This is a genomic window from Nonomuraea sp. B5E05, assembly GCF_039880665.1.
In the GTDB taxonomy this organism is placed as follows: domain Bacteria; phylum Actinomycetota; class Actinomycetes; order Streptosporangiales; family Streptosporangiaceae; genus Nonomuraea.
Genome location: NZ_JBDPMJ010000003.1, coordinates 328,539 through 351,909 on the forward strand (window position 1 = coordinate 328,539; position 23,371 = coordinate 351,909).

The following is a 23,371-nucleotide window of genomic DNA, read 5'->3' on the forward strand; positions in this document are numbered from 1 at the left end:
GTGACGCCGGTAAAGGAGGGCCACTCAGGCGGGGGCCTGTGACGCGAACTCGACGCCGACATCCATGAACCAGGGCGGCACGCCGTCGGTCACCAGGAGTTCGGCCGCGTTCCAGCCGCACACCCGGATCGGGGCGCTCAGCGCGAACTTGCGCGCGTCGCCGACCACGATCGTCCTGCGTGCGATGGCGATGAGCCGGCGCTTGGTCTCGGCCTCGTACGGTGTGGCCCCGTAGACGCCGTTCCCGTCGAGCGCGGTGGCGGCCAGGAACAGGGTGCGCACGCTCATGTGCTCCAGCCACGCCAGGGTCTCCGGCCCGCCGAACGAGCGCGTGTCCCTGCCGTACTGGCCGCCGACCCCGATGAGCGTGATGTCGGGTCTCGGAGCGAGCACGGCGATGGCGGGCAGAGAGTGGGTGATCACGGTGAGGTTCGCCCCGGAAGGGAGCAGTTTGGCGATCTCCAGCGTGGTGGTGCCCGAGTCGAGGGCGATGGCCGTGCCCGGCTCCACGTGGCGTACGGCGGCGGCGGCGATCGCCCGCTTGGCGGCGGACGCCTGAACGGAGCGGTCGGTGAACGGCGTGGCACCCATGTCGGCTGCCGCGGCGCCTCCGCGTACCGCCCTGACCAGGCCGTCACCGGCCAGCCTGCGCAGGTCGCGCCTGACGGTGTTGGGGGAGACGCCCAGCTCGGTGACCAGGTCGGCGGCGGCGACGTACCCGTCGAGCTCGATCCTGCGCAGGATCGCCTCGCGCCGGTGCGGGGCCGACGAGTAGCGCAGGCTCGCCTCCATGTCGCTCATATGACCATGATGCCCCATAAATTGGCGTTTTTCAGCCAACTTATGGACTTATAGTGACAACATGGCGTTGTTGTGCGGGATCGACGTGGGCACCACCCACGTCAAGGCAGGCTTCTTCGACGACGGGGGTGGCTGCGTCACCTCCGTACGCCGCCCGACCCCGCGCGACCTGCCCGCCCTCGTGGCCGCCGTCGTCGAGGCCCTGGCGGAGTGCGCCGCCCGGGCGGGGCGCGGCCCCGACGCGATCGGGATCGCGGGCATGGCCGAGACCGGCGTGCCCCTCGACGCCTCGGGACGCCCGCTCACGCCGCTGCTGTGGTGGAACGACCCCCGCGGCCACGAGGAAGCCGCTGCGCTCCGCGGCACCAGCCCACCCAGCGCGGGCGGGGACGCGGTGGCGGTTTACGCGCGGACCGGGCGGTGGGTGGACGGGAAGGCGCCGCTGGCGAAATGGCTCTGGTTGCGGGCGCACGAGCCTGGCGTGCCGGCGGCGATGCGGTGGTGGGCGAGCGTGCCCGACGCGGTGGCGTACGCGCTCACCGGCGTGCTGCGCACCCATGAGACGCTGGCCGCGCGCACCCTCGCCTACGACGTCGTACGCGGCCGCTACGACGAGGACCTGCTCGCCCTGGCCGGCCTGAGTCCCGAGCAACTGGCGCCCACGGCCGGGGCGGTGGAGCCCGTCGGCGGGCTGACGGTGAGGGTGAGCGGGGTGGCGGCCGGGATCCCCGTGATGATCGCCGGTCACGACCACGCGGTGGGAGCGTGGGCGTCGGGTGTACGCCGTCCAGGGCACGTGGCCGACTCCATGGGCACGGCGGAGGCGGTCCTGGCGCCGGCGGCGCACCGGCCCGACCCGCGCACCGGCCTGGCCCTGGGAGTCACGGCCGACCCCTCGCTCGACGGCACCGGCACCGTCCTGGTCGGAGGCCTGCCGACGAGCGGCGGCATGCTCGACTGGCTGCTCGGCCTGGCTCCTCCCTCTGACGATCCCCGGGCGCGGGCCACGGCGGAGCACGCGGGTGAGCGGGGAGCGGGACGGGACAGGTACGCCGCCCTGCCCGGACTGCTGGACGGGGTGCGGTTGCCGACGGGAGTCATCGCCGAGCCGTACCTGCGCGGCAGGGTGGCGCCCGCGCCCGACCGCGAACGCCGGGTGACGATGTCCGGGATCGGGCCCGAGCACACGTTCGGCGACCTGCTGGCCGCCGCCATGGAAGGCACCTGCCTGCACACCCGCTGGACCGTGGCCGAACTCGCCGCCGTGACCGGCGCCGCTCCCGAGCGGCTCGTGGTCTTCGGCGGGCAGGTGCGGATCCCGCTCTGGATGCGCGTGAAGGCGGCGGTCTCGCCCGTGCCGGTGGAGGTCGTACGGGCTGACGACGCGGTCTGCGCGGGCGCCGCTCTCATCGCCGGCCAGGCGGGAGGTTCGCTCGGCGACGTCCCCGTGCTGCCCCGCGAGCCGCAACCGTACGACCCCGGCCTCTCCGCCGCCTACCACTCCCTGTACGAACGCTTCCTGACCTCCGCCCGCCGGCGGGGGCACGGATGACCAGGCAGCACCATCAGATCGGAGCACCTATGACCAGCCAGGAGACCACCACGCCCGCACCCACGCTCGACCTGCTGGCCCGCCCGTCCGGCGGGTTCGCCATGGTCGCGATGGACCAGCGGGAGAGCCTCAGGCAGATGTTCGCCGCCGCCACGGGGGAGCGGGTGGACGATGGCACGCTGGCCGGGTTCAAGCTGGCGGTGGCGCGGGAGGTGGGGCCGCACGCCTCCGGGTTCCTGATCGACCGGGACTACGGCTTCGACCGGGTGGCCGCCGAGGGCATGGTCCCCGGCGGGCTGATCATCGCCGTGGACAGCCTCCAGCAGGCGCCCGACGGCCCCGTCGAGGACACCTCGATCGACGAGACGATCGACCTGGCCGCCGCGCGGCGGGCCGGTGCGGTCGCGGCCAAGCTGCTGCTCATCTGGCGCGACGACGAGCACCGGCAGCGCCGCCTGGAGACCGCCGCCGCGTTCGTCCGTGTATGCGCCGAGGCGGGCCTGCTCTCCGTGCTCGAAGGGGTGGCCAAACCCGTCCAGGGCCAGGAGGCGGGCTTCGACGGGCCCGCCGCGATCCGGGAGGCGGCCAGGGAGCTGGCCGGGCTGCGGCCCAGCCTGTACAAGGCCCAGGTGCCGCTCGGCGGCGCCGCGCCCGAGGAACGGCTGGCCGAGGAGTGCGCCCGGCTCCACGAGGTGATCCCGGTCCCGTGGGTCGTGCTCTCCCAGGGCGTCGAACGGGACGACTTCCCCGCCGCCGTCCGGGCCGCCTGCCGGGCGGGCGCGTCGGGGATGCTGGCCGGCCGCGCCATCTGGAGCGACGTGGTGGGGTCCGCCGATCTGGCCGCGGAGCTGCGTACGCGCTCGGTGCCCCGGCTCGCGCGGCTGGCGTCCATCGTCGACTCCTTCGCCCGCCCGTGGAACGCCCGATGACGGCCCCGCGGACCGGCCCGCGGACCGGCCCGCGGACCGGCCCGACGATCGCGATGTTGCACACCGTGCCCGCGCTCGCCGCGCCGCTGGCCGAACTGGCCGCCGAGGTGCGGCCCGGCGCGCGGATCCTGCACTTCGCCGACGAGAGCCTGCTCCAGGACACCATCGCCGGCGACGGCCCGCCCCCGCACGTCCTGCGCAGGCTGGTCTCGTACGCGATGTACGCCAAGGAGTCGGGAGCCGGGACGCTGCTCGTCACCTGCTCCTCCATCGGTGAGGCCGCCGAACAGGCGCGCCCGTTCGCCGAGCTGCCGATCCTGCGCATCGACGAGCCGATGGCCGAGGAGGCGGTGCGGGCCGGGCACCGGATCGGGGTGCTGGCGACGCTCGCCACCACGCTCGGCCCGACCACCCGGCTGGTCCGGCGGGCGGCGTCCCGTGAGGGGGTGGCGCGGGAGGTCGTCCCGCACCTGTGCGACGGCGCCTTCGACGCGCTGCGCGGCGGCGATCCGGCCCGCCACGACGCCCTGGTCCTGGACGGGTTCGGCCGGCTCGCGGGTCAGGTGGACGTCGTGGTGCTCGCCCAGGCGTCGATGGCGAGGATCGTCGCGGAAGCGGACGGGGGAGTGCCGGTGCTCTCCTCCCCGCGCTCCGGCGTCGCCCAGCTGGCCTGAGCCACCCCGGCCCACCCTCCGCGCCCCGGGCCGGCCAGGGCCCCGGTCCGGTGAGAGGGCCGGGGCCGGGTCAGGACCCGGACTGGTAGAGACCCGAACCGGTCAGGCCTCGGGCCGGTCAGGTGGTGCTCAGGACGATGCGGCCCGCGGCCTTGCCCGCCGCCTGGCGTTGCCAGGCTTCGGCGGCCCGCTCCAGCGGTACGACCTCGTGCGCCACCGACAGCCGCCCTTCGGTCACCCGCTCGGCGATCAGGGTGATCGCCGCGGCGCGCTGCTCCCTGGTCAGCTCGTTGTTGGTGTAGCCGAGCACCCGCAGCGACCGGCTGCGCAGCGTGGCGGAGTCGAGCGGGGACGTCTCCGACGCGGAGCCGCCGAGGTTGACGAGCCGGCCCCCGGGACGCAGGGTGCGGGCCGCCGCGGCGGCCGGGACGCCGAAGAGCGGGTCGAGCACGAGGTCCAGCGGCCCCTCGCAGGCGGCGGTGAAGCGGGCGGCCAGCGCGGCCACGTCAACGGTGTCCAGGGTGACGACGGCGTCGGCGCCCGCCTGCCGGGCCCGCTCGCGGGCCTGCGGTGAGCGGGCGGCGGCGACGACCCGGCGGGCGCCCGCGAGACGGGCGAGCTGGATGGCCGCCTGCCCCACCACGCCACCGCCGCCGAGCACCAGCACCTGCTCGCCGGCTGCCAGCTCACCCCGCCAGGTCAGCGCCATGTGCGCGGCCACGGCCGACAATCCGAGCGCGGCCACGGCGAACGGGTCGGCGCCGCCGGGCAACTCGACGAGGTCCACGGCGGGCACCGCCGCCAGCTCCGCCATGCTGCCGTCGCCCGGCGCCATCCCCGCCGGCGTGGGGAACCACACGAGCCGCCCGCCGACGGCCCCGATTCCCTGCACGCCGGGCACGTAGGGGACGGCCGGCGTCCCGAAGTAGGAGGCGCCGCCCGCGCACAGCAGGTCGAGCGGGGTGATCGGGGCGGCGATGACCCCGACCGTCTCCGCTCCGGACGCCACGGGTGCGGGCCGCTCGGCGACCACGGGCGGCAGGCCGCACGTCTCGATCGTGACGGCCCGCATCACGCGCTCACGTCCGGTTCCGTCATGTGGCGATGTCCGGGTACGGCAGGCTCATGTGGGACAGCCGCCGCGCGTACTCCTTCTGGAAGCCCAGCGGCGGATGGTCGCGCTCGAACATCGCGATGAACAATGTCAGCGTGAGGAACGGGTGCGCCCCCAGCTCGAACAACTTCGGGTAGTCGTGGGCGGCCAGGGCCTCGCGTTCGACGTCGTCGAAGCGCAGCCACGTCGACGACTCGCCGGTGTGGCAGCCGAGGATGCGGTTGGCGTACTCGGCCTCCCACATCTCGACCGTGGCCCGCGGCTCCTCCCGGTAGCGCTCGACCAGCTCGGGGTCGCGGTCGACGGTGAAGAGGAACTTGTTCAGCAGGTATTTGCTCATGACCCGTCACCTCCGTTCGGGTACCACGTGAAGTACGCCTCCATGGTGTGGAACAGGTCGTAGGTGTCGACATAGTCGGCTTTCTTCCCCTCGCCGGCCACGCCCATCATGAGCATGAAGTCCATGAAGCCGTGCGTGGCATTGCCGGGCTCCCACAGGCTGTCCAGGGTGACCTCCGACAGGCAGCCCTCGATATCGCCGGTGGAGATCCACTCGACGGCCCTGCGGTCGAACTCCGGGTCGGGGCCGTGCGGCCCGAACTGGCGCGGACCGCCGAGCTCGAGCGACAGGTGCCCGGTGCCGATGACCGCGACCCGCTGGCCGGAGGGCCACGACTCGACGAGGTCCCTGATGGTCTGCCCGAGCTGCACGAACCGTTTCGGCCGCGGCAGTGGAGGGGCGAAGATGTTGGTGTAGACGGGCACGATCGGCAGGTCGTTCTGCGGGCGCAGGGTGATGATCGGGCACGTGATCGAGTGGTCGATCCGCAACTCGTTGGAGAAGGCCAGGTCGAAGCCGGCGTCCAGGCCCTCGCGCAGGATGTACGCCGACAGATCCTCCTGTCCGGTGAACACCATCCTGGGCAGCCCGAACTCGCGTTCCTCGTTGTAGAAGTTCGCGTCGTAGAAGGGCGCCTTGCCGACGAGGAACTGCGGCATGTTGTCCAGCCACAGCTGGTGGAAGTGGTCGGAGCCGACCATGACCAGCACGTCGGGCCTGGCCCTGGTCAAGGTCTGCCGGAACGCCTCCACCTTGCGCACCCACTCGTCGGCGAACGGCGGGCGGTCCTCGCCCGTGGAGGTGCTGGCGCGGTGGTAGAAGGGGTGGTGGGTGGATGCGATGACCGCGACGAGTTCAGCCATGCGTCTCTCCGTAGGGGTCGGGGGGCACGGACCGGTTGTTCAGGTCCACGGACAGGAAGATCTCGTTGGCCACGGGGTGGCGCAGTTCTTCGGCGAGCTGGCCGATCAGCCCGGCGGTCCTGGCGAGGAGCGCGAACCCGCGCAGCAGCTCCAGCGGCAGCCCCAGGTCGGCCAGCGCCGCGCCGCAGACGCCGGCGCCGTTGAGCGGCAGCGTCCTGCCGAGCACGCGGGGGTGCACCCGGCCGACCGCGGCGAACAGCGACAGGTGCGGTCCGAACAGCCCCTCCTCGGCCGCGATCTCGAACAGCCGCGGCGTGCGCGGGTCACCGTCCTTGTGCACGTGGTGGCCGAGCCCGGGCACGCGCCGCCCCGACTCGCGCCACGCCGTCACGGTGTCCAGCGCGAGCGCGTCCCAGCCGGCGTCGTCGGAGGGGAGGGGGTCGTGCTCCTTCAGCACGCCGGCGAGGAAACGCCCGCAGTCCTCGGTGACGCCGAGGAACCGGGAGCCGCCGCCGAGCAGCCCGGCGGCCAGCGCGCCCTGCACGGAGTCGGGCGCCGACAGGTAGGTCAGCCGCGTCACGATCGCCGTCGGCGTGAACCCGTGGTCGGCCAGCGCGGCCAGCACCGCCTCGAACACGCGTACCTCGCCCCGCGACGGGCGGCGCTGCGTGGCCAGCCAGAAGGCCAGCTCGCCGAAGCCCACCTCGCCCATCACGTCGGCGGCCAGGTCGTGGCCGAGCAGGGTGATCGACGTGGGCGACGACGCCCCGAGCGCGGTGGGGTAGTCCCTGGGCGTCACGACGGCCGCCCCTCGGACAGCCACCTGCGCAGCTCGGCGCCGTGCTCGTTCAGCTCGGGCGGCGGCAGCGCGTAGCCGGCGGGCGTCTCGGAGAACCGGATCGGGTGCCGCGTCGTCGGCACCGCCCGCTCGCCCTCGCCCACCACCACGACCGGGTCGAGCCCGAAGCGCTCCGCCGCGGCGAACCCGCCGTCGATCGTGTTGATGGGCCCGCTCGGCACCCCGGCCTCCACGAGCAGGTCGAACCACTCGTCGGCGGGGCGCCGGGCGAGCCGCTCGACCAGGATCGGCCGCAGCTCCTCGCGGTTGGCGGTACGGCTCGCGTTGCGGGCGAAGCGCGGATCGTCGGCCACCTCGGGGATGCCGAGCACCTCGCACAGCTTGCGGAACTGGCCGTCGTTGGCGGCCGCGACGATGAGGTCCTGGTCGGCCGTGGGCAGCGGTTCGTACGGGAACACGCTCGGATGCGCGTTGCCCATCCGGTAGGGGACCACGCCCCCGGCGACGTACGCCGAGCTCTGGTTGACCAGCCCGGTCAGCGCCGACGACATCAGGTTGACCTCGACGTGCTGGCCCCGCCCCGTGGCCTCGCGGTGGCGCAGCGCGGCCAGGATGCCGATGACGGCGTGGTTGCCGGCCATCACGTCGAACACGCTGATCCCGGCCCGGTAGGGCGGCCCGCCGGGATCGCCGGTGAGGCTCATCAGCCCCGACATGGCCTGCACCATCAGGTCGTAGCCGGGCACCCGCGCCCCGGCCCCAGAGCCGAAGCCGCTGATGGACGCGTACACGATGCCGGGGTTGGCGGCCAGCACGGCGTCGTGGCCGAGGCCGTACTTGTCCAGCCCGCCGGGCCGGAAGTTCTCCACCAGCACGTCGGCGCGCCGGGCCAGCTCTCTGGCCGCCCCGGCGTCGGCTTCGTCGCGCAGGTCGAGGGCGATCGAGCGTTTGCCGCGGTTGACCCCGAGATAGTACGTGGACGCCTCGCCCCTGGCGGGCGGCGTCCACGTCCGGGTGTCGTCGCCGCCCGGCCCTTCCACCTTGACGACGTCGGCTCCCATGTCCGCCAGCAACATCGTGGCGTAGGGCCCGGCCAGGACCCTGGAGAAGTCGGCGACCAGCACGCCGGACAGCGGCCCCCGCGGCTCGGTGTCAGTCATCGAGTCCCATCCTCGCGTCCGTTGAACGGACATATGTCCGCCCAGTCGATCCCAGCATCTAGTGACTACCACGTCAAGCACCTTGACAGCCGGCCGAACGCTCATCACAGTGGCGGTGACCGTATAGCGGACAACTGTTCGCCAACGAGGAGCGTGCCATGAACGACTTCGACTCCGGGCGCCCCGTGGTGCTGCGCGGCGGCACGGTGCTGCCCATGGACGGGCGCCGGGTGCTGCCCCGCACGGACGTCCTCGTCACCGGGGACAGGATCGCCGCCGTCGGCCGGGACCTGCGGGCCCCGCAGGACGCCGTCGAGATCGACGCCTCCGACGGCATCGTCATGCCCGGCATGATCGACACCCACCGCCACATGTGGCAGACCGCGATGCGCGGCTACGGCGCCGACTGGACGCTCACCCAGTACTTCGTCTGGTTCTACCTGGAACACGGCAGCCTCTTCAGGCCCGAGGACGTGCACGCGGGCAACACGCTGGCCGCGATCGAGGCCCTGGACGCCGGCGTCACCACCGTCGTCGACTGGTCCCACGGCCTGCAGACCGTCGACCACGCCGACGCCGCCGCCGACGCGCTGCAGTCCGTGCCGGGCAGGTACGTGCTCGCGTACGGCAACATCCAGGCGCCACCCGCCGAATGGACGGCCACGCCGGAGTTCCGCGACTTCGTCGCCCGGCGCGTCACCGGCGACGACCTGCTCGGCTTCCAGCTCGCCTTCGACGTGCTCGGCGACCCGTCGTTCCCGGAGAAGCCCGCCTTCGAGGTCGCCCGCGAGCTCGGCGTGCCCGTCACCACGCACGCCGGCGTGTGGGGCGCCACCAGCGACGACGGCATCAAGCTCATGTACGAGCACGGCTTCATGACCCCCGAGACCGTGTACGTGCACGCCGCCTCGCTGTCGGCCGACTCCTACCACCGGATCGCGGCCACCGGCGGCTCCATCTCGGTCTCCACCGAGAGCGAGCAGAGCGCCGGGCAGGGCTACCCGCCCACGTGGGCCGTCCGCGCCCACGGCATCCCGGTATCGCTGTCCATGGACACGAGCGTCTGGTGGAGCGGCGACCTGTTCTCCGCCATGCGCACGACCCTCGGCGCCGACCGTTCCCGCGAGCACCTGGAGGCCCACGCCAGGGGGGAGACCGTCACGCACTGCGGCCTGCGCGCCGACGAGGTCGTCACCTGGGCCACCCGGGGCGGCGCCCGCGCGCTCGGCCGCGACGACCTCGGCGGCGTCGAGCCCGGCAAGAAGGCCGACCTGGTGCTGATCAAGAACGACGCGTCGCCCGTGTCGTTCCCCCTGCTCAACCCGTTCGGCCACGTGGCGTTCCAGGCGCAGCGTGGCGACGTGCACACCGTCCTGGTCGACGGCCGCGTGGTCAAGCACGAGCACCGCCTCGTCGGTGTCGACCTGGCCGCGGCCCGCCGCCAGGTCGAGCGGACGGTCGAGCACCTCCGCTCCGAGATGGGGGACGAGGCGTGGGAGAAGGGCATGAACCCGGACATCCCCGCGACAAAGATCCTCGACAACCCGTACACGTACACCGACTACCGCAGCGACTCCACGCACCGCCTGTGACCGGCCGCTGTGCGGACGGGCGACCGTGCCGACCGTCTAAAGTCGGAGCAGGCGGATCCGAACGAGAGGGCATCGATGGCACGCGGTGACACAGGACCTGACTTCATCGAGGCGCTGGCCCGCGGCCTCGATGTCATCAGGGCCTTCCAGCCCGGCCGCCCGGTCATGTCCCTGACAGAGGTGGCGACGGCCGCCGGCCTGGCCAGGCCGACGGCCCGCCGCATCCTGCTCACCCTCCAGGAGCTCGGCTACGCCCGGCAGGAGGCGGGCGGATTCGCCCTCACGCCGCGCGTGCTGGAGCTGGGCGTCACCTACATCCGCTCCACGGGGCTCTGGGAGGTGGCCAGGCCGCACCTGGAGCGACTGGTCAGGCAGACGCACGAGTCCTCCTCCATCGCCCAGCTCGACGGCTCCGACATCGTCTACGTCGCCAGGGTCGCCGTGCCGAAGATCGTCGCCCTGTCGGTGCAGATCGGCACGCGCTTCCCGGCGCTGCAGACGTCCCTGGGCAAGGTTCTGCTGGCCGCGCTCTCCCCCGCCGAGGTGGAGCGGGTCCTGGCCGAGCCGAGCCGCTCCGGCATCGAGCCGCGCTGGCGGCCGGACGCCGGCGAGCGCGAGGCGGTGCTGCGCGAGGTGCGGGCCAAGGGGTGGGCGATGACGGACGAGCAGCTCGCCCTCGGCATCCGGTCGGTCGCCGCGCCGCTCAGAGACGGGCTCGGCAACGTCATCGCGGCCGTCAACGTCAACGCCCACGCCGCCGAGACCTCCATCGACCAGCTGACAGAGGAGCACCTGCCGCTGCTGCTGAAGACGGCCGGCGCGATCAGCGCCGACTGGGCCGTCTACCAGGAGGTGCCGCACGTCACGGCCTCCTGAGCCTGGCCGGCCCCCCCGGGTCCGCCGCCGGGAATCGCGTACGGCCCCGCCCCCGCGACGGGGCCGTACGCGCGCCGGTTGCTACGGTGCCGGGGCGTAGCCGGCCGGGCGGGTGGTGAAGGTGCCGCGGCCCTGGGTTCGGCTGCGCAGCCGGGTCGCGTAGCCGAACACCTCGGCCAGCGGCACGATCGCGGTGATCACGACCGTGCCCGACCGGGTCGCGGAGCCGGAGATCCGGCCGCGCCGGGCCGCGAGGTCGCCCAGCACCCCGCCCGCCGCGTCGTCCGGCACCGTGACCGTCACCTCGGCCACCGGCTCCAGCAGCGCCATCGTGCCCGCCCGCAACGCCTCGCGCAGCGCCAGCCGGCCGGCCGTGCGGAAGGCGAGCTCCGAGGAGTCCTTCGTGTGGGTGGCGCCGTCGGTCAGCGTCACCCGCACGCCCGTCACCGGGTGCCCGCCCAGCGGCCCGTCGGCCAGGGCGTCGCGGCAGCCGGCCTCGACCGCGCGCACGTACTCGCGCGGCACCCGCCCGCCGGTGACGGTCGAGGAGAAGGCGAAGTCGCCCTCGGCCAGCGGCTCCACGTCGATCATGACGTGGGCGTACTGGCCGGCGCCGCCGTCCTGCTTGACGTGCCGGTACAGCAGGCCCGGCACGCCGCGGACGAGGGTCTCCCTGAACGCCACCTGAGGCCGGCCGACGCCGACGGCCAGCCCGTGGTCGCGGCGGACCTTCTCCACCGCCACCTCCAGGTGCAGCTCGCCCATCCCCGACAGCAGCGTCTGCCCGGTCTCGGCGTCGGTGCGGACCGTCAGCGACGGGTCCTCCTCGGCCAGGCGCGCCAGCGCCGAGGCCAGCCGGTCGGCGTCGGTGCTCCTGCGCGCCTCGACCGCCACCGACACCACGGGGTCGGCCGCCCCCGGAGGCTCCAGCACGAGGGGCGAGCCCGACGCCGACAGGGTCGTCCCGGGCCGGGCCGCCTTCGGCCCGACGACGGCGACGATGTCCCCGGCCACCGCCCGGTCCACCTCGGTGTGGCGGTCGGCCTGCACGCGCAGGATGCGGCTGATCCGCTCGGTACGGCCCGCGCCGGCGTCCAGCACCGTGTCCCCCTTCCGCATCGTGCCCGAGTACACCCGTACGTAGGTCAGCCGCCCGGTGGCGGTCGAGTTCACCTTGAAGGCCAGCGCGGCCAGCGGCGCGGCCGGGTCCGCCGGGCGGTGCACGCCGTCCTCGCCGCGCACCGCCGGCACGTCCAGCGGCGAGGGCAGGTACGCCACCACCGCGTCGAGCAGCGGCTCGACCCCGCGGTCCCGGTACGCCGAGCCGCACAGCACCACCAAGCCCGCACCGGTGCGGGTCAGGTCGCGCAGCGCGGCGGTCAGCGTGCCCGCGGAGATCGACGGGCCGGCGCAGAACTCCTCCAGCGCCTCCGCGTGCAACTCGGCCACCGCCTCCTCCAGCACGCGGCGCCGCCGCAGCGCCTCCTCGCGCATTTCCTGCGGCACCTCGCCGGTCTCGTACGCGCCGCCGGTCCACACCAGCGACCGCATCCGCACCAGGTCGACCACGCCGGCGAAGCCGTCCTCGCGCCCGATCGGCAGTTGCACGACCAGCGGCGCGGAATGCAGCCGGCGGCGGATCGACTCGACCGCGGCGTCCAGGTCGGCGCCGGCCCGGTCGAGCTTGTTGACGAACGCGATGCGCGGCACGCCGTACCGGTCGGCAAGCCGCCACACGGACTCGCTCTGCGGTTCGACACCCGCGACGCCGTCGAACACCGCGATCGCGCCGTCGAGCACCCGCAGCGAGCGCTCGACCTCGTCGGAGAAGTCGACGTGGCCGGGGGTGTCGATGAGGTTGATCCGGTGCCCGTCCCAGTCGCAGCTCACCGCGGCGGCGAAGATCGTGATGCCGCGGTCGCGCTCCTGGGAGTCGAAGTCGGTGACGGTCGTGCCGTCGTGCACCTCACCCCGCTTGTACGTCGCGCCGGCGAGGAAGAGCATCCGTTCGGTGACGGTGGTCTTGCCGGCGTCGACGTGGGCGAGGATGCCGAGATTGCGGACGGTCGTCAGGGAGGTGGAGAGATGAGCGCGCACAGCCGATGACCCTTTCCGGGTGTCGTCGAACAGGACAGCGCGATTCCCCGGACGAAGCACGGCCGGAACTCGAGGCCGTACGGGAACCCCGGCGCGGGATCAGGCCCGCGGGGGTCGGGAAGGTCGCTTCGTCAGGGCGTCCGATGGCGGCCGCGCAGCCGGCATCGGGGCGACGAAGACACCAGGATCACCTCGTGCCGCGACGGAGGGACGATGGCAGCGGTGCTGTGGCGCACGGCCGACTCCTCTCCCTCATCGATGCGGTACGGCGTTCGGTGGGGAGTGTAGTGACACGGGAGTGACGGAGGGAACCGATTTTTCCGGAACGTCCGCCAGAATCTCCACCGCGCGGACGGATCGGCGACCCTGACGATCGTTCCGGCACCGGTTCGGCGCGTGCGCCGAACCGGTGCCGGCCGGGTTCCGCACGCGGGCGGGCCCGCCGCGGCCCCATCTGACGGGAGAAGGCGTTTGAGGCGAGCGTGACGATGGTAGAGGCCACCTAGCAGGGGAAATGGAGATCGCCCCGCTATCGGTAGCCTTCCGGGGGAAGGCGTGATAGGCGGTCTCCGCGGTTGTGAGACCGCCGGATCGGGGGAAAACCCAATGCGTAAGACGCTCACCGGGCTGGGCCTGGCGTTCTTCTTGACGCTAGTCCCGGCCGCCGCAGCGACGGCCGACACACCGGTCGAGCCCGTCGCGCAGAGCCAGGTCACACCCGCACCGCAGCAACAGACGGACGGAGGCGGTAATGCCGGCCTGTGGGGCCTGCTCGGCCTGCTGGGCCTGCTGGGCCTGGCCGGCATGCGTAAGCAGCGCCACGTCGGCACCTCGGAACACGTCTCCGACCGCGGGATGCGCCCGTAGGCCGTCCCCGCCCGGCGACGCGGCCGGGATGAGATCGCAGCGGCACGGCCGCCGCACCGCGGCCGTGCCGACGCGGCACCTGAAAGCTCCGCACGGCACGGCACGTGAAAGCTCCGTGCAACCCGGCACGTGGAGCGTGCGGCACGGCAGTTCGGAACCTCGTGCCGGCGCGGCACGTTCAGAGCAGGGCGCCCGCACGGCGCAGGCGCCGCTCGCGGAGGGCGAGCAGCGGCGGCAGGCCCAGCTGCGCGGCGATGTAGACGGCCACGGCCAGCGCCTCCCAGAAGCCCGCCGAGCCGATCGCGCCGCCGGCGAACTGGGCCACGCCCCAGCCGCCCAGCGAGATCATGAGCGGTAGCACCACCGTGACGAGCATCCAGGCCATGACGGCGATCCCGGCGACGTACGGCACCACGAACCAGCGGGCGATCTGCCGGTCCCGCTCCCCGGCCTCGGCCAGCTCAGCGCTCTCGGCCTCGGTGAGCCGGAACAGCCGGCTCTTCGCGGTGAGCCACGTCGTCCGGTAGAGGTTGTGGCAGCGCAACGCGTTCGCGAGCAGCGCGTACGAGTCGCTGCGCAGCGGCAGGGCGGCCCACTGCCAGACGATGCCGAAGATCAGGAAGAGTGCCACGGCGGCGAGGAAGCCGTCCACGCCGGCCGGCGGGCCGAGCAGCCGCAGCGCGAGCGTCACGGCGAGGACCACGGTGTCGATGGCCATCCCGGCCAGATAGACGCCGTAGCGGCGGTTGCGCGGCACCGTGACGATCTGGGTGAGGTCGGTCTCGAAGACGACGTACACGCCGCGGTAGCTGACGCGGAAGATCGCCGGCACGCCGACCGCGCGCCCCGCGAGCCAGTGCCAGGCCTCGTGCACGGCGCCGAACACCACACCCAGCAGCAGCCACGTGAACGCCGACAGCCCCGGGCTGGGCAGGAACACGGCGTCCTCCCATGAGGGCCGAAGACCGGGCTGGAACACCAGCACGCCGGCCGCGAACAGCGCCGCCGCCGCGTAGAACGACCAGGCGGCGCGGCCGAACAGCCGGGCCGCGGCCCGAGGGCTGACCCCCTCGATCCACCTGATGTGCCCGCGGACCGGCGCCGTCTCCGCGGGCGGGTCGAGCAGCCCTGCGGCGGTGAGGCCTTCGACGAAGTCCGCGCCGTCCACTGTCTCGCCCGCGACCTCGCCGGCCCGCGCGGTGGCCTCGGCCAGCGAGCCCGTCTCCTGCAGCGTGGTCACGAACACGGCGCCAGGCTCGGGCACCGCGACGAAGACGCCCAGCTCGGGGCGCCCGAGAATCCAGGCCTCTCCGTCGAAGGAGACCGTCAGCCGCGCGGCTCGCTCGCGCAGCCCCGCATCCACGGACGTGGTCATCACATGGCTCCGAGGAGACCCCCGCCTTCAGGCGGGGGAGGAATCGGACCCCTGCGGAGCAGGACAGGGGTAGCCGGTTCGCCGCCAGGCGAACCGGTGTCAAAACGCCGCACGACACCGCACGGTTCGGTAGTGTGTTCGACGGTGACGATGACCAAGCCACCGGACGAACGATCAGAAGCACCCTCGCCGCAGGGCTTGCGGAGAGGTGAAACGCCTGTGGAGCTGGTGTAAGACCTCAACGAGAGTTCCCTCTCGGGCGGGCGACCGGCGGTGAAGCAGGAAGGCCAGTCGGCGACGGCTGGAATCCCGGTCCTTCAGTTCAGGGCCGGGAGGATGTCAATCTCTCTCTCCAGGATCGGGTACGGCATGGGCAGGGCCGCACCCCGGTGTGGCCGGGATGCGGCCCTGCGCCCCGGAATCAGGAGTCCGGGTGGATGAGCTGCGTCAGACGGGTGTTCTCGACCCGCTTGATCTCGATCTTCACAATGATCACCTCCCTCCGCATGCCGGGCAGGCTGGGTTGCGTGGCCACTCGTCCTGACTCGTCGCACACCCGTGCGCGAAGTCGATGCTGAGCGGCCGGCCGGCGTACGCCGGTGGCTCGAAATCGGTCAGGTAACGCAGCACCTCGAAGGCGCCGAACGCCCCCAGCAGGCCGGCGACCGGGCCGATCCCACGGTTGGGCTGGGGTTTGCTGACGAAGAGGCGGGTGGCGGCGATGGCGCCCGCGATCGCCGGGTCCTCGGGGTCGTCGAAGTCGGCCGGGTTCGACGGGTCCGCGGGCACGCACGCGCGGCACGCGCTCACGCCGGGCTGGACCGACCAGACGGTCCCCGTGGTGACCGAGATGCCGCCGCGGACGAACGGCACGCCGTTGCGCACGCACGCCTCGTTCACCCAGAGGTCGATGCGGTTCGGCCGGTCGATGCCGGAGGCCACCACGTCGGGCCGGGTACGGGTGACGAGCTCGTGCAGCTGCTCGGGACCCTCGACGTCGGCGTCGATCGCCTCGACCTCGACGCCCGGGTCGAAGGCCCTGACCCACTCCGCGGCCCGCTCCACCTTGCGGGCGCCGACGTCGTCCCATCGGTAGAGGTACTGGCGGGCGAAGTTGCGCGGATCCACCGTGTCACGGTCGAGCAGCGTCAGCCTGCCCACGCCGAGCCCGGCCAGGTGCGGGATCGTGTTGGAGTTGAGCCCGCCGGTGCCGAGCACCAGGACGTGCGACTCGCGCAGGCGCCGCTGCAGGTCCTCGTGGCTGCGGCCGAGCGTGCTGAACGACTCGAAGAAGGCCAGGTTGCTGAAGTAGCGCTCCGCGGCCGCGGGTTCCAGGCGGCCGAGCCGGTCGCCGTCCTCCAGCAGGCTCACGTCGTCGAACGCCGCGACGGCGCCCTCCACGTCCGCCACGTCCAGCGACAGCTCGTCCGCGAGCTCGGCGACGGTCCTGCCGCCCTCGCCGAGCAGCCCGAGGAGCTTCTCCACCGTGCCGTCGGGATCGGACAGGACCAGCTGGTCGCGGGGGTCGTACACCAGCCGCAGCTCATCCCCGACCCGCTCCCACGCGATGTCCTTGAGTTGTGGCCTCATCGGTGCATCAGCCAATCTCTGAGATGATGTGGCAGGACTGTGGCATCCGGCCGCATGGATCCCGCATGGATCGTGCCTGGAGGACAATTGATCTTCGGGAGAGCCACGGCCGGCGTCCGCCGTGTGCCGGAGGTCCGCTTCCTCCTCCTCGGCCCGCTTGAGGCCGCCGTCGGCGGCCGGGCCGTCCATCTGACCGGCAGGCAGCGTGCGCTGCTCGCGGCGCTGCTGCTCGACGCGGGTCAGGTGGTGTCCGTCGAACGGCTGGCCGACCGCCTCTGGGGCGACGAGATCCCGCCCTCCGCCCCGGCCAGGGTGCGCGCCCTGATCGCCGAGCTGCGCAGGGCGCTCGGCGACCACGGCCAGGACGTGATCGTCACCAGAAGCCCCGGATACCTGGTCCGCGCCGCCGCGACGGACACCGCCGAGCTGGCCTCCCTGGTGGCGCGGGGGCACCGGGCGGCGGAGGACGGCCGGCACCCGGAGGCGGTCGCCCGGCACGACGAGGCGCTGGCACTGTGGCGCGGCGACCCGTACCAAGATCTGGCCGGCCCCGTCGCCCACGCCGAGCGGCACCGGCTCGAGGAGCTCAAACACGAGGCGGCCGAGGGCCGCGCCGCGGCCCTCATGGAGATGGGCAGAGGACAGGCGGCCGTCGCCGGCCTGACGCGGCTGCTGGCCGAGGTGCCGCTGCGGGAGCGGCCGCACGGCCTGCTCATGCGGGCGCTCGCCGGCGGCGGGCGCTTACCCGACGCGCTGGAGGTCTACCGCGACTTCCGCGCCCGGCTCGTCCGCGAGCTCGGCGTGGAGCCCAGCGGCGAGCTGCAGCGCCTCCACCAGCGCCTGCTGGCAGGCGAGCCCGCCACAGAGCCGCCCGCCGGACCACCTGCGGGGCCGTCCGCTGGGCCACCTTCCGGGCCACCTGGTGGGCCGCCCGGAAGGCCGCCAGGAAAGTCGCCCGTGGCGCCGGTGCCGCGCCAGCTGCCGCCCCTGCTCGGAGGTTTCGTCGGCCGCGCGGAGGAGCTGCGGCGCATGGACGCCGGCCCGGTGACGCTGGTCGTGGGGCCGGCCGGCGTCGGGAAGACCGCGCTCGCCGTCCACTGGGCGCACCGGGCGGCCGCCGCGTTTCCCGACGGGCAGCTGTTCGTCGACATGCGCGGCTTCGACCAGCGCGAGCCGATGACGCTCCCGGAGGCGCTGCGCCTGCTGTTGCAGGGGCTCGGCCAGGACGCCAAGGACATCCCCGTCGAGCTCGACGCCCAGATCGCCCTGTACCGCTCGCTCCTGGCGGGTCGGCGCGTCCTGGTGGTCCTGGACGACGTCGCCGCACCCGAGCACGTCCGTGCGCTGCTGCCCGGCGACCCCGGCTGCCGTGCCGTCATCACCAGCAGGAACCGCCTCGGCGGCCTGGTCGCGCTGGACGGGGTCGAGCGCCTCACGCTCGACGTGCTGGACCAGCGGGAGGCGCTGAGGCTGATCGCGCACGGCATCGGCGAGGACCGCCTGCGCCGCGAGCAGGAGGCCGCGGCCGAGCTCGTGGCGCTCTGCGGCCGGCTGCCGCTCGCGCTCTCCATCGCCATGTCCTGGATCGGCGACCAGGAGCACCGGTTGATCGGCCACTACGTGCGCGAGCTGGCGGACCGGGGACGGCTGGCGCGCCTGCGCGTGGACGGCGACGAGAGCGTCGCCGTGCAGGCGGCCCTCGACCTGTCGCACCAGGCGCTGCCGGCTCCCGCGCGGCGGATGTTCCGCCTCCTCGGCGTGGCGCGGGGCGCCGCCATCTCCGCCGACGCAGCCGCCGCCCTGTCCGGCACGGGCCGGCAGCACGCGGAGGACCTCCTGGGGGCGGCGGTGCGCATCCACCTGCTGAAGGAGACGGGCCCGCGCCGCTTCGCCGCTCACGACCTGGTGGTCGAGTACGCGGTGCGGCTCAGCCTCGCGGAAGATCCGCCGCAGGAGCGCCACGCGGCGGCCCACCGGCTCCTCGACTACTACCTGCGCAGCGTCGTTCGGGCCGCCGCGGCGGCCGGTTTCGAGGTCCCTCGGCTGCCCGGCGCCCCGGCCGGGGCCGGTGTCACGCCGACCGAGTTCGGCGGCGCGGCGGAGGCCGTCGGCTGGTTCGACGCCGAATGGGACAACCTCGCCGCCGCCGTGTCCCATGCGGCCGAGCATGGTCCGCGCCCCTACGCCTGGTTCCTGGTCGAGGCCATGACGGGCCTGCTGCAACACCGGCGCACGCACGCGGAGTGGCTGCGCCTGGCGGGCATCGCGCTGGACGCCGCCGAGCGGGAGGAGGACCTCATCGGGCAGGCCGCGATGCGCAACTCCCTCGGGCTCGTCCGGTGGCTCATGGCCGACCTCGAAGGCGCGATGCGGGAGTACGAGCGCGCGCTGGCGCTGGCACGCAGGGTCGGCTGGGCGCACGGCGAGGCCATGGCGCTGCAGGGCGGCGGCGTGGCGAGCAAACAGCTGGGAAAGCCGCGGCGAGCCCTTCCGCGCTACCTCCGGGCCATGGCCATCCACCGTGCGCTCGGCAACGACCGCGGCGAATTACGCGCGCAGAACAACCTCGCCTCCGCCTACCTGATGCTCGCCCGGCTCGACCGCGCCGAGGAATGCCTGGTGGCCAACCTTCCGCTGGCCGAGGCGACGGGCGACCGGCTGCTCCAGGCGCTCACCCTCGTCAACCTCGCCCTCGTCCGCCAGAAGCAGGCCCGGTTCGGCGAGGCGCTCGCATGTCTGGACCAGGCCCTGTCCGTGGCCCGCTCCGCGGGACTGCGGTACGCGGTGGCGGTCACGTACGAGACATACGGCTGGGTGCACCGCGACGCCGGCCGCCACGAGCAGGCCGTCGACGCGTTCGCCGACAGCCTGGCCATCGCCAGGGAGGTCGAGAACAGGCGCTGCCAGATCGCCTCGCTGAGCGGCATGGCCGAGGCCGAGCTGGAGCTCGGCAGGATGGACTCCGCGCTGGCCCGCCTCGAGGCCGCGCTGCGGCTGGCCGAGCGGACGGGCACGGACCTGGACCAGGTGCTGCTGGGCCTGGCGGAGGCCCACCACCGCGGCGGCCGGCACGCCGACGCGCGCGACGAGGCCGAACGCGCGCTGAAGCTGGCGCAGGACGCCAACCCGCTGAACCTGCCCCGGCTGTACGGGCTGCTCGCCGCCGTGCACCTGGCGGACGGCGACACGGCACAGTCGGTACGCGCGTGCGAGCAGGCGCTGAGGCTCGCCCACCGGTCGGGGCAGCGGCTGGAGCACGCCCGCGCCCTGCTCACGCTCGGCCACGCCCGGGAACCGCACGCCCCGGAGCAGGCCCGGCGCCACTGGCGCCGTGCTCACGAGCTGTTCACGGCCATCGGAGCCCCCGAGCGCCTGAAGACCGCGGCGCTGCTCGACCGGCGGTGAACGCCGGCGGGAACACCCTCTGGTACGTCCCCGAGGAGTTGGTCAAGGTGGTCGACCAGATCGCCCCCACGGTCGGCGTGCAGCTCAGCGGCAAGCCCCTGGTGGAGATCATCGAGACGTACGGCCGGCTGGCCGCCGCGCTCGGCGCGGACCTCGACGCCGCGCCCGTGGCCGATGCCAAGAGACGTTTCGACGCGGCCGGTGACGCCCTCAGGACGCTCGCCGCCGCCAGGCCGGACCTGAAGGTGATGATCGTCACGGGCACCCCGGACAACCTCTATGTCGCCTACCTGCCGGACCACCCCGACATCAAGTACTGGGGCGAGCTGGGCGTGAACATCGTCTCGCCGGACCGGCCCACGGAGAGCGAGGGCGGCTTCTGGGAGGTGCTGAGCTGGGAGAACGCCGACAAGTACGATGCCGACGTGATCCTGGTGGACGCCCGTGCCCAGTCGATGAAGATCGACGAGATGGCCGGGAAGCCCACCTGGGCCAAGCTGCCCGCGGTCAAGGCCGGCCAGCTCTATCCGTGGCACGCGGCCGAACGCTACAGCTACCTCGGGTACGCCAAGGTCATGGAGGAGCTCAAGGCCGACCTCGACAAGTCGCGCGACGTCGTCGTCAGGTGACGGGCACGATCTCGGCCCGGGTGAGCGTCCCGTGCTCGATGGTGAGCAGGCCGAGCGTGCCGTGCGGCTGGCGGCGGCGGTCGGTGGGGGAGCCGGGGTTGAAGATCCGCAGGCCGCCGTCCGACTCGTCGAGCGGGATGTGCGAGTGGCCGAACACGATCAGGTCCGCCCGCGGGAAGCGGCGCCGCATGCGGGCCAGGCGGCCCTTGGCCGGGCCGCTGTCGTGGATCATGCCGATCCGCAGCCCGTCCAGGATGAGCTCCAGCGTGTCCGGCGCGTCGAGGCCGGGGCCGTCGTTGTTGCCCTTGACCACGTGCACGGGGGCGTAGGCGGCCAGTTCCTCGATCACCGAGGGGACGCAGACGTCGCCCGCGTGCAGGATCAGGTCCGCGCCGCGCACGTGCTCGGCGACGCGGGGCGGGCAGGAGCGCCAGCGCCTGGGGGCGTGCGTGTCGGACAGCGCGACGACTCTCATGCCCGCCTTCCTGCCCCGGTCGCGGTGGCCGTCACGTCCCGTTCGCGTACAGCTCGTCCAGCCACGCCCGCCAGCGATCGCCCTCGCGCTCATCGTCGAAGAGCAGGTGTGCGGCGATCATGGGGCCGTGGAAGCCCTGGAGGAAGCGGTAGATCGCGTGATCGGCGCGGATGCCGAGGGTCTGGGAGTTGCGGAAGTACACCACTCCTTCGACCGGCCCGGGGCCGAACCGCACGCGGTCGCCGGGGGACGGAGGGCCGCCGAGCGCGGCGTACAGGAGCTCCCAGGCGCGCGGCCAGTCGCCGACGGGCGGCCCGAACTCCGTGACCGGCGTCGCCACCCGTCCCGCGAAGTGGCCGAGGTGTACGACCAGCGTCGCGAAGTACATCTCCATGCCCCTGGACATGGCCTCGAACTCGTCCTCCCAGTCGTCGCCGGGCAGGAACCCGCTGGTCACCAGGCGGACGAGCGTGCTGCCCCGGTCGCGCCCCTCGATGAGGAACTCGTAGGCGACGAAGCGCCCGTCCTCGCCCGTGGCGCTGCTGTGGGCGAAGCGCTTGCCGGGCTCGGCGGCCGTCACCGTGGACTCCGGCATCGCGAAGTCGCCGAAGACCGTGCGGACCACCCCGCCGGCGACCTCGTTGCGGCCCATGAACCACGAATCGATGCCCGGCCCCGTCGAGATGGCCTCCCAGACCTCCTCCGGGGCCGCCTCGACCAGGGCCTCCTGGGGGAGCTCGAACGCGTGCCCCACGTCACTGCTCCTTCACGGAAGGGTGCACGGCCACGATCAGCCGGTGATCACGCCCGCCTTCAGCAGACTCGTCGTGATATTTGCTGACCAGCGAGGCCACGCACTGCGTCAGCTCCTCCGCGAACGCCGCCCGGTCGGCTGCCGACGCGAAACGCACCTGGCCGTCGATGGCGAACGTCGCCACCCGCTTCCGCGCCTTGGCCGCCCCGTTGACCAGAGCGCCCACATCGCGTACGAGCCGCGCCGCCAGCGCCAGCAGCCACCGCGCCGAGAGCCGGTCCGGCGACCGGCCGGGGTCGGGCTGCACGGAGGCCAGCGCGGTCGGCGAGATGACGAACGACGCGGCGGTGGCCCGCATCACGCGCTCGGTGACGTTGCCCTTCCTCCGCTCCTCGACGAGCTCCACCAGGCCGTGCTTCTCCAGCGTCCGCAGATGGTAGTTGACCTTCTGCCTGGCCAGGCCCACCCTGGCGGCCAGCGACGTGGCAGAGCCGGGCTCGACCAGCTCGGCCAGCAGTTTCGAGCGCATGGGGTCGAGGGACGCCTCGGCCGCCGCGGGGTCTTCGATCACCGCCACTTCGTCCATGCGTGAACGATGTCACCGACAAAAAAATGTGTCAAACGGGCGGGGGCGGCCCGCTAGGATCGGCCCGTGCAACAACCGGATCTCCACCCGATCGCCGCCCGGCTGGCCGGGGTGCCCGGGGTCGTGGCCGTCGTCCTCGGCGGCAGCCGCGCACGCGGCACCCACCGTCCCGACTCCGACATCGACCTCGGCCTCTACTACCGCGGCCCGCTCGCCGTGGACGACCTGCGGGCGCTCGCCACGGAGCTGACGGGCGCGCCCGCCGAGGTGACCGAGCCGGGCGGCTGGGGCCCGTGGGTGGACGGCGGCGGCTGGCTCACCATGGACGGGTGGCGGGTCGACTGGATCTACCGTGACCTTGACCGCGTGCACCGCGTCTGGCGGGACTGCCGCGCGGGCCGCTACGAGATCGGCTTCCAGGTCGGCCACCCCCTGGGCTTCTACTCCCACGCGTACGCGGGCGAGGTCGCCCTGTGCCGGGTCCTCGCCGACGCGGGCGGCGAGCTCACCGCCCTGCGCGAGGAGGTCGCCGCCGCCTACCCGCCGGCGCTGCGTGATGCCCTGGTCAGAGGGCTGTGGGAGTGCGACTTCGCCCTGGCGACCGCCCGGTACGGCGCAGCGGGCCGCGACCCGGCGTACACCGCGGCGGCCCTGTTCCGCGCGCTCGGCGTCGCCTGCCACGCGCTGCACGCCCACGATGGCGCCTGGCTCGTCAACGAGAAGGCCATGATCGCCTCGGCGGACCGGCTGCCGTCCGCGCCCGGCGGGTTCGGGGAGCGGGCCCAGGCGTTGCTCGCGTCGGTGGGGCACACGCCGGAGGAGATCGAGCGCACCATCGACGCGGCGGCGCGGCTGGTCACGGACGTACGGGCCGCCTGCGGCGCGCCGTAGCG

The 23,371-nt window shown here is 73.4% G+C and carries 21 protein-coding genes; 9 read left to right on the forward strand and 12 right to left on the reverse strand.

The genetic code is table 11. The features are described 5' to 3' along the window. Positions 1–24: 24 nt before the first annotated feature. Positions 25–801: a DeoR/GlpR family DNA-binding transcription regulator gene (locus ABGB01_RS07920; RefSeq protein WP_347771777.1), complete on the reverse strand. Its 777-nt coding sequence runs from the start codon at positions 799–801 to the stop codon at positions 25–27. A gap of 61 nt (positions 802–862) precedes the next feature. On the opposite strand from ABGB01_RS07920, the gene ABGB01_RS07925 reads away from it, so the two are divergent. The 3 genes from ABGB01_RS07925 to ABGB01_RS07935 are packed head-to-tail and all read left to right on the forward strand — an operon-like array spanning position 863 to position 3,956. Then, entirely contained in the window at positions 863–2,353 is a 1,491-nt protein-coding gene (locus ABGB01_RS07925; RefSeq protein WP_347771779.1) for an FGGY family carbohydrate kinase, read from the forward strand. Positions 2,354–2,382: 29 nt separating this feature from the next. Continuing rightward, a complete protein-coding gene (locus ABGB01_RS07930) occupies positions 2,383–3,282 on the forward strand; it encodes a hypothetical protein (RefSeq protein ID WP_347771781.1) in 900 nt (299 codons plus the stop codon). After that, entirely contained in the window at positions 3,279–3,956 is a 678-nt protein-coding gene (locus ABGB01_RS07935; RefSeq protein WP_347771783.1) for an aspartate/glutamate racemase family protein, read from the forward strand. Before ABGB01_RS07930 ends, ABGB01_RS07935 begins: the two co-directional genes overlap by 4 nt. A gap of 118 nt (positions 3,957–4,074) precedes the next feature. Here ABGB01_RS07935 and ABGB01_RS07940 read toward each other — a convergent pair whose 3' ends face one another. From ABGB01_RS07940 to ABGB01_RS07960, 5 genes are read right to left on the reverse strand one after another with little or no spacing between them, the layout of a single operon-like run. After that, positions 4,075–5,028, reverse strand: a complete 954-nt coding sequence (locus tag ABGB01_RS07940; RefSeq protein WP_347771785.1) for a zinc-binding dehydrogenase — start codon at positions 5,026–5,028, stop codon at positions 4,075–4,077. 22 nt (positions 5,029–5,050) lie between these two features. Continuing rightward, the gene (locus tag ABGB01_RS07945) at positions 5,051–5,410 is read right to left on the reverse strand and encodes a hypothetical protein (RefSeq protein ID WP_132331584.1); all 360 of its coding nucleotides are present in this window, start codon (positions 5,408–5,410) and stop codon (positions 5,051–5,053) included. Next, positions 5,407–6,273: an extradiol ring-cleavage dioxygenase gene (locus tag ABGB01_RS07950; RefSeq protein WP_347771787.1), complete on the reverse strand. Its 867-nt coding sequence runs from the start codon at positions 6,271–6,273 to the stop codon at positions 5,407–5,409. The genes ABGB01_RS07945 and ABGB01_RS07950 overlap by 4 nt, the downstream gene beginning before the upstream one ends. Continuing rightward, on the reverse strand, positions 6,266–7,072 hold the full coding sequence (locus tag ABGB01_RS07955; protein ID WP_347771789.1) for a citryl-CoA lyase: 807 nt from the start codon (positions 7,070–7,072) through the stop codon (positions 6,266–6,268). The genes ABGB01_RS07950 and ABGB01_RS07955 overlap by 8 nt, the downstream gene beginning before the upstream one ends. Next, the gene (locus ABGB01_RS07960; RefSeq protein WP_347771791.1) at positions 7,069–8,232 is read right to left on the reverse strand and encodes a CoA transferase; all 1,164 of its coding nucleotides are present in this window, start codon (positions 8,230–8,232) and stop codon (positions 7,069–7,071) included. Before ABGB01_RS07960 ends, ABGB01_RS07955 begins: the two co-directional genes overlap by 4 nt. 158 nt (positions 8,233–8,390) lie before the next feature. Between ABGB01_RS07960 and ABGB01_RS07965 the strand changes: the two genes are divergently transcribed. Together ABGB01_RS07965 and ABGB01_RS07970 are read left to right on the forward strand one after the other, a co-directional pair. Next, the gene (locus tag ABGB01_RS07965) at positions 8,391–9,824 is read left to right on the forward strand and encodes an amidohydrolase family protein (protein ID WP_347771793.1); all 1,434 of its coding nucleotides are present in this window, start codon (positions 8,391–8,393) and stop codon (positions 9,822–9,824) included. Between the two features lie 75 nt (positions 9,825–9,899). Next, positions 9,900–10,700, forward strand: coding sequence for an IclR family transcriptional regulator C-terminal domain-containing protein (locus tag ABGB01_RS07970; RefSeq protein ID WP_347771795.1), 801 nt, complete (start codon positions 9,900–9,902; stop codon positions 10,698–10,700). An 81-nt stretch (positions 10,701–10,781) separates the two neighbouring features. On the opposite strand, the gene fusA is transcribed toward ABGB01_RS07970, so the two are convergent. Beyond that, positions 10,782–12,797: an elongation factor G gene (gene fusA, locus ABGB01_RS07975; protein ID WP_347771797.1), complete on the reverse strand. Its 2,016-nt coding sequence runs from the start codon at positions 12,795–12,797 to the stop codon at positions 10,782–10,784. Between the two features lie 606 nt (positions 12,798–13,403). Between fusA and ABGB01_RS07980 the strand changes: the two genes are divergently transcribed. Further along, entirely contained in the window at positions 13,404–13,664 is a 261-nt protein-coding gene (locus ABGB01_RS07980; RefSeq protein WP_132636554.1) for a WGxxGxxG family protein, read from the forward strand. A 178-nt stretch (positions 13,665–13,842) separates the two neighbouring features. On the opposite strand, the gene ABGB01_RS07985 is transcribed toward ABGB01_RS07980, so the two are convergent. Both ABGB01_RS07985 and ABGB01_RS07990 read right to left on the reverse strand, forming a co-directional pair. Next, positions 13,843–15,039 (reverse strand): hypothetical protein, encoded by a 1,197-nt coding sequence (locus tag ABGB01_RS07985; RefSeq protein WP_347771799.1) that lies wholly within the window; start codon positions 15,037–15,039, stop codon positions 13,843–13,845. Positions 15,040–15,531: 492 nt separating this feature from the next. Beyond that, positions 15,532–16,629, reverse strand: coding sequence for a ThiF family adenylyltransferase (locus ABGB01_RS07990; protein WP_347771801.1), 1,098 nt, complete (start codon positions 16,627–16,629; stop codon positions 15,532–15,534). An 87-nt stretch (positions 16,630–16,716) separates the two neighbouring features. Here ABGB01_RS07990 and ABGB01_RS07995 point away from each other — a divergent pair, with 87 nt between their 5' ends. Then, on the forward strand, positions 16,717–20,034 hold the full coding sequence (locus tag ABGB01_RS07995; protein ID WP_347771802.1) for a BTAD domain-containing putative transcriptional regulator: 3,318 nt from the start codon (positions 16,717–16,719) through the stop codon (positions 20,032–20,034). Further along, positions 20,031–20,663 carry an ABC transporter substrate-binding protein gene (locus tag ABGB01_RS08000; RefSeq protein ID WP_347771804.1) on the forward strand — a complete coding sequence of 211 codons (633 nt, stop codon included), beginning with the start codon at positions 20,031–20,033 and terminating at the stop codon, positions 20,661–20,663. The genes ABGB01_RS07995 and ABGB01_RS08000 overlap by 4 nt, the downstream gene beginning before the upstream one ends. Here ABGB01_RS08000 and ABGB01_RS08005 read toward each other — a convergent pair. The 3 genes from ABGB01_RS08005 to ABGB01_RS08015 are packed head-to-tail and all read right to left on the reverse strand — an operon-like array spanning position 20,656 to position 22,478. Then, the gene (locus ABGB01_RS08005) at positions 20,656–21,138 is read right to left on the reverse strand and encodes a metallophosphoesterase family protein (RefSeq protein WP_347771806.1); all 483 of its coding nucleotides are present in this window, start codon (positions 21,136–21,138) and stop codon (positions 20,656–20,658) included. The two genes, ABGB01_RS08000 and ABGB01_RS08005, sit on opposite strands and share 8 nt — an antisense overlap. Positions 21,139–21,169: 31 nt before the next feature. Then, positions 21,170–21,892, reverse strand: a complete 723-nt coding sequence (locus tag ABGB01_RS08010) for an SRPBCC domain-containing protein (RefSeq protein ID WP_347771808.1) — start codon at positions 21,890–21,892, stop codon at positions 21,170–21,172. A 1-nt stretch (position 21,893) separates the two neighbouring features. Then, the gene (locus tag ABGB01_RS08015; RefSeq protein ID WP_347771810.1) at positions 21,894–22,478 is read right to left on the reverse strand and encodes a helix-turn-helix domain-containing protein; all 585 of its coding nucleotides are present in this window, start codon (positions 22,476–22,478) and stop codon (positions 21,894–21,896) included. Between the two features lie 66 nt (positions 22,479–22,544). Here ABGB01_RS08015 and ABGB01_RS08020 point away from each other — a divergent pair, with 66 nt between their 5' ends. After that, positions 22,545–23,369: a nucleotidyltransferase domain-containing protein gene (locus ABGB01_RS08020; protein WP_347771812.1), complete on the forward strand. Its 825-nt coding sequence runs from the start codon at positions 22,545–22,547 to the stop codon at positions 23,367–23,369. The last annotated feature ends 2 nt before the right edge of the window (positions 23,370–23,371 follow it).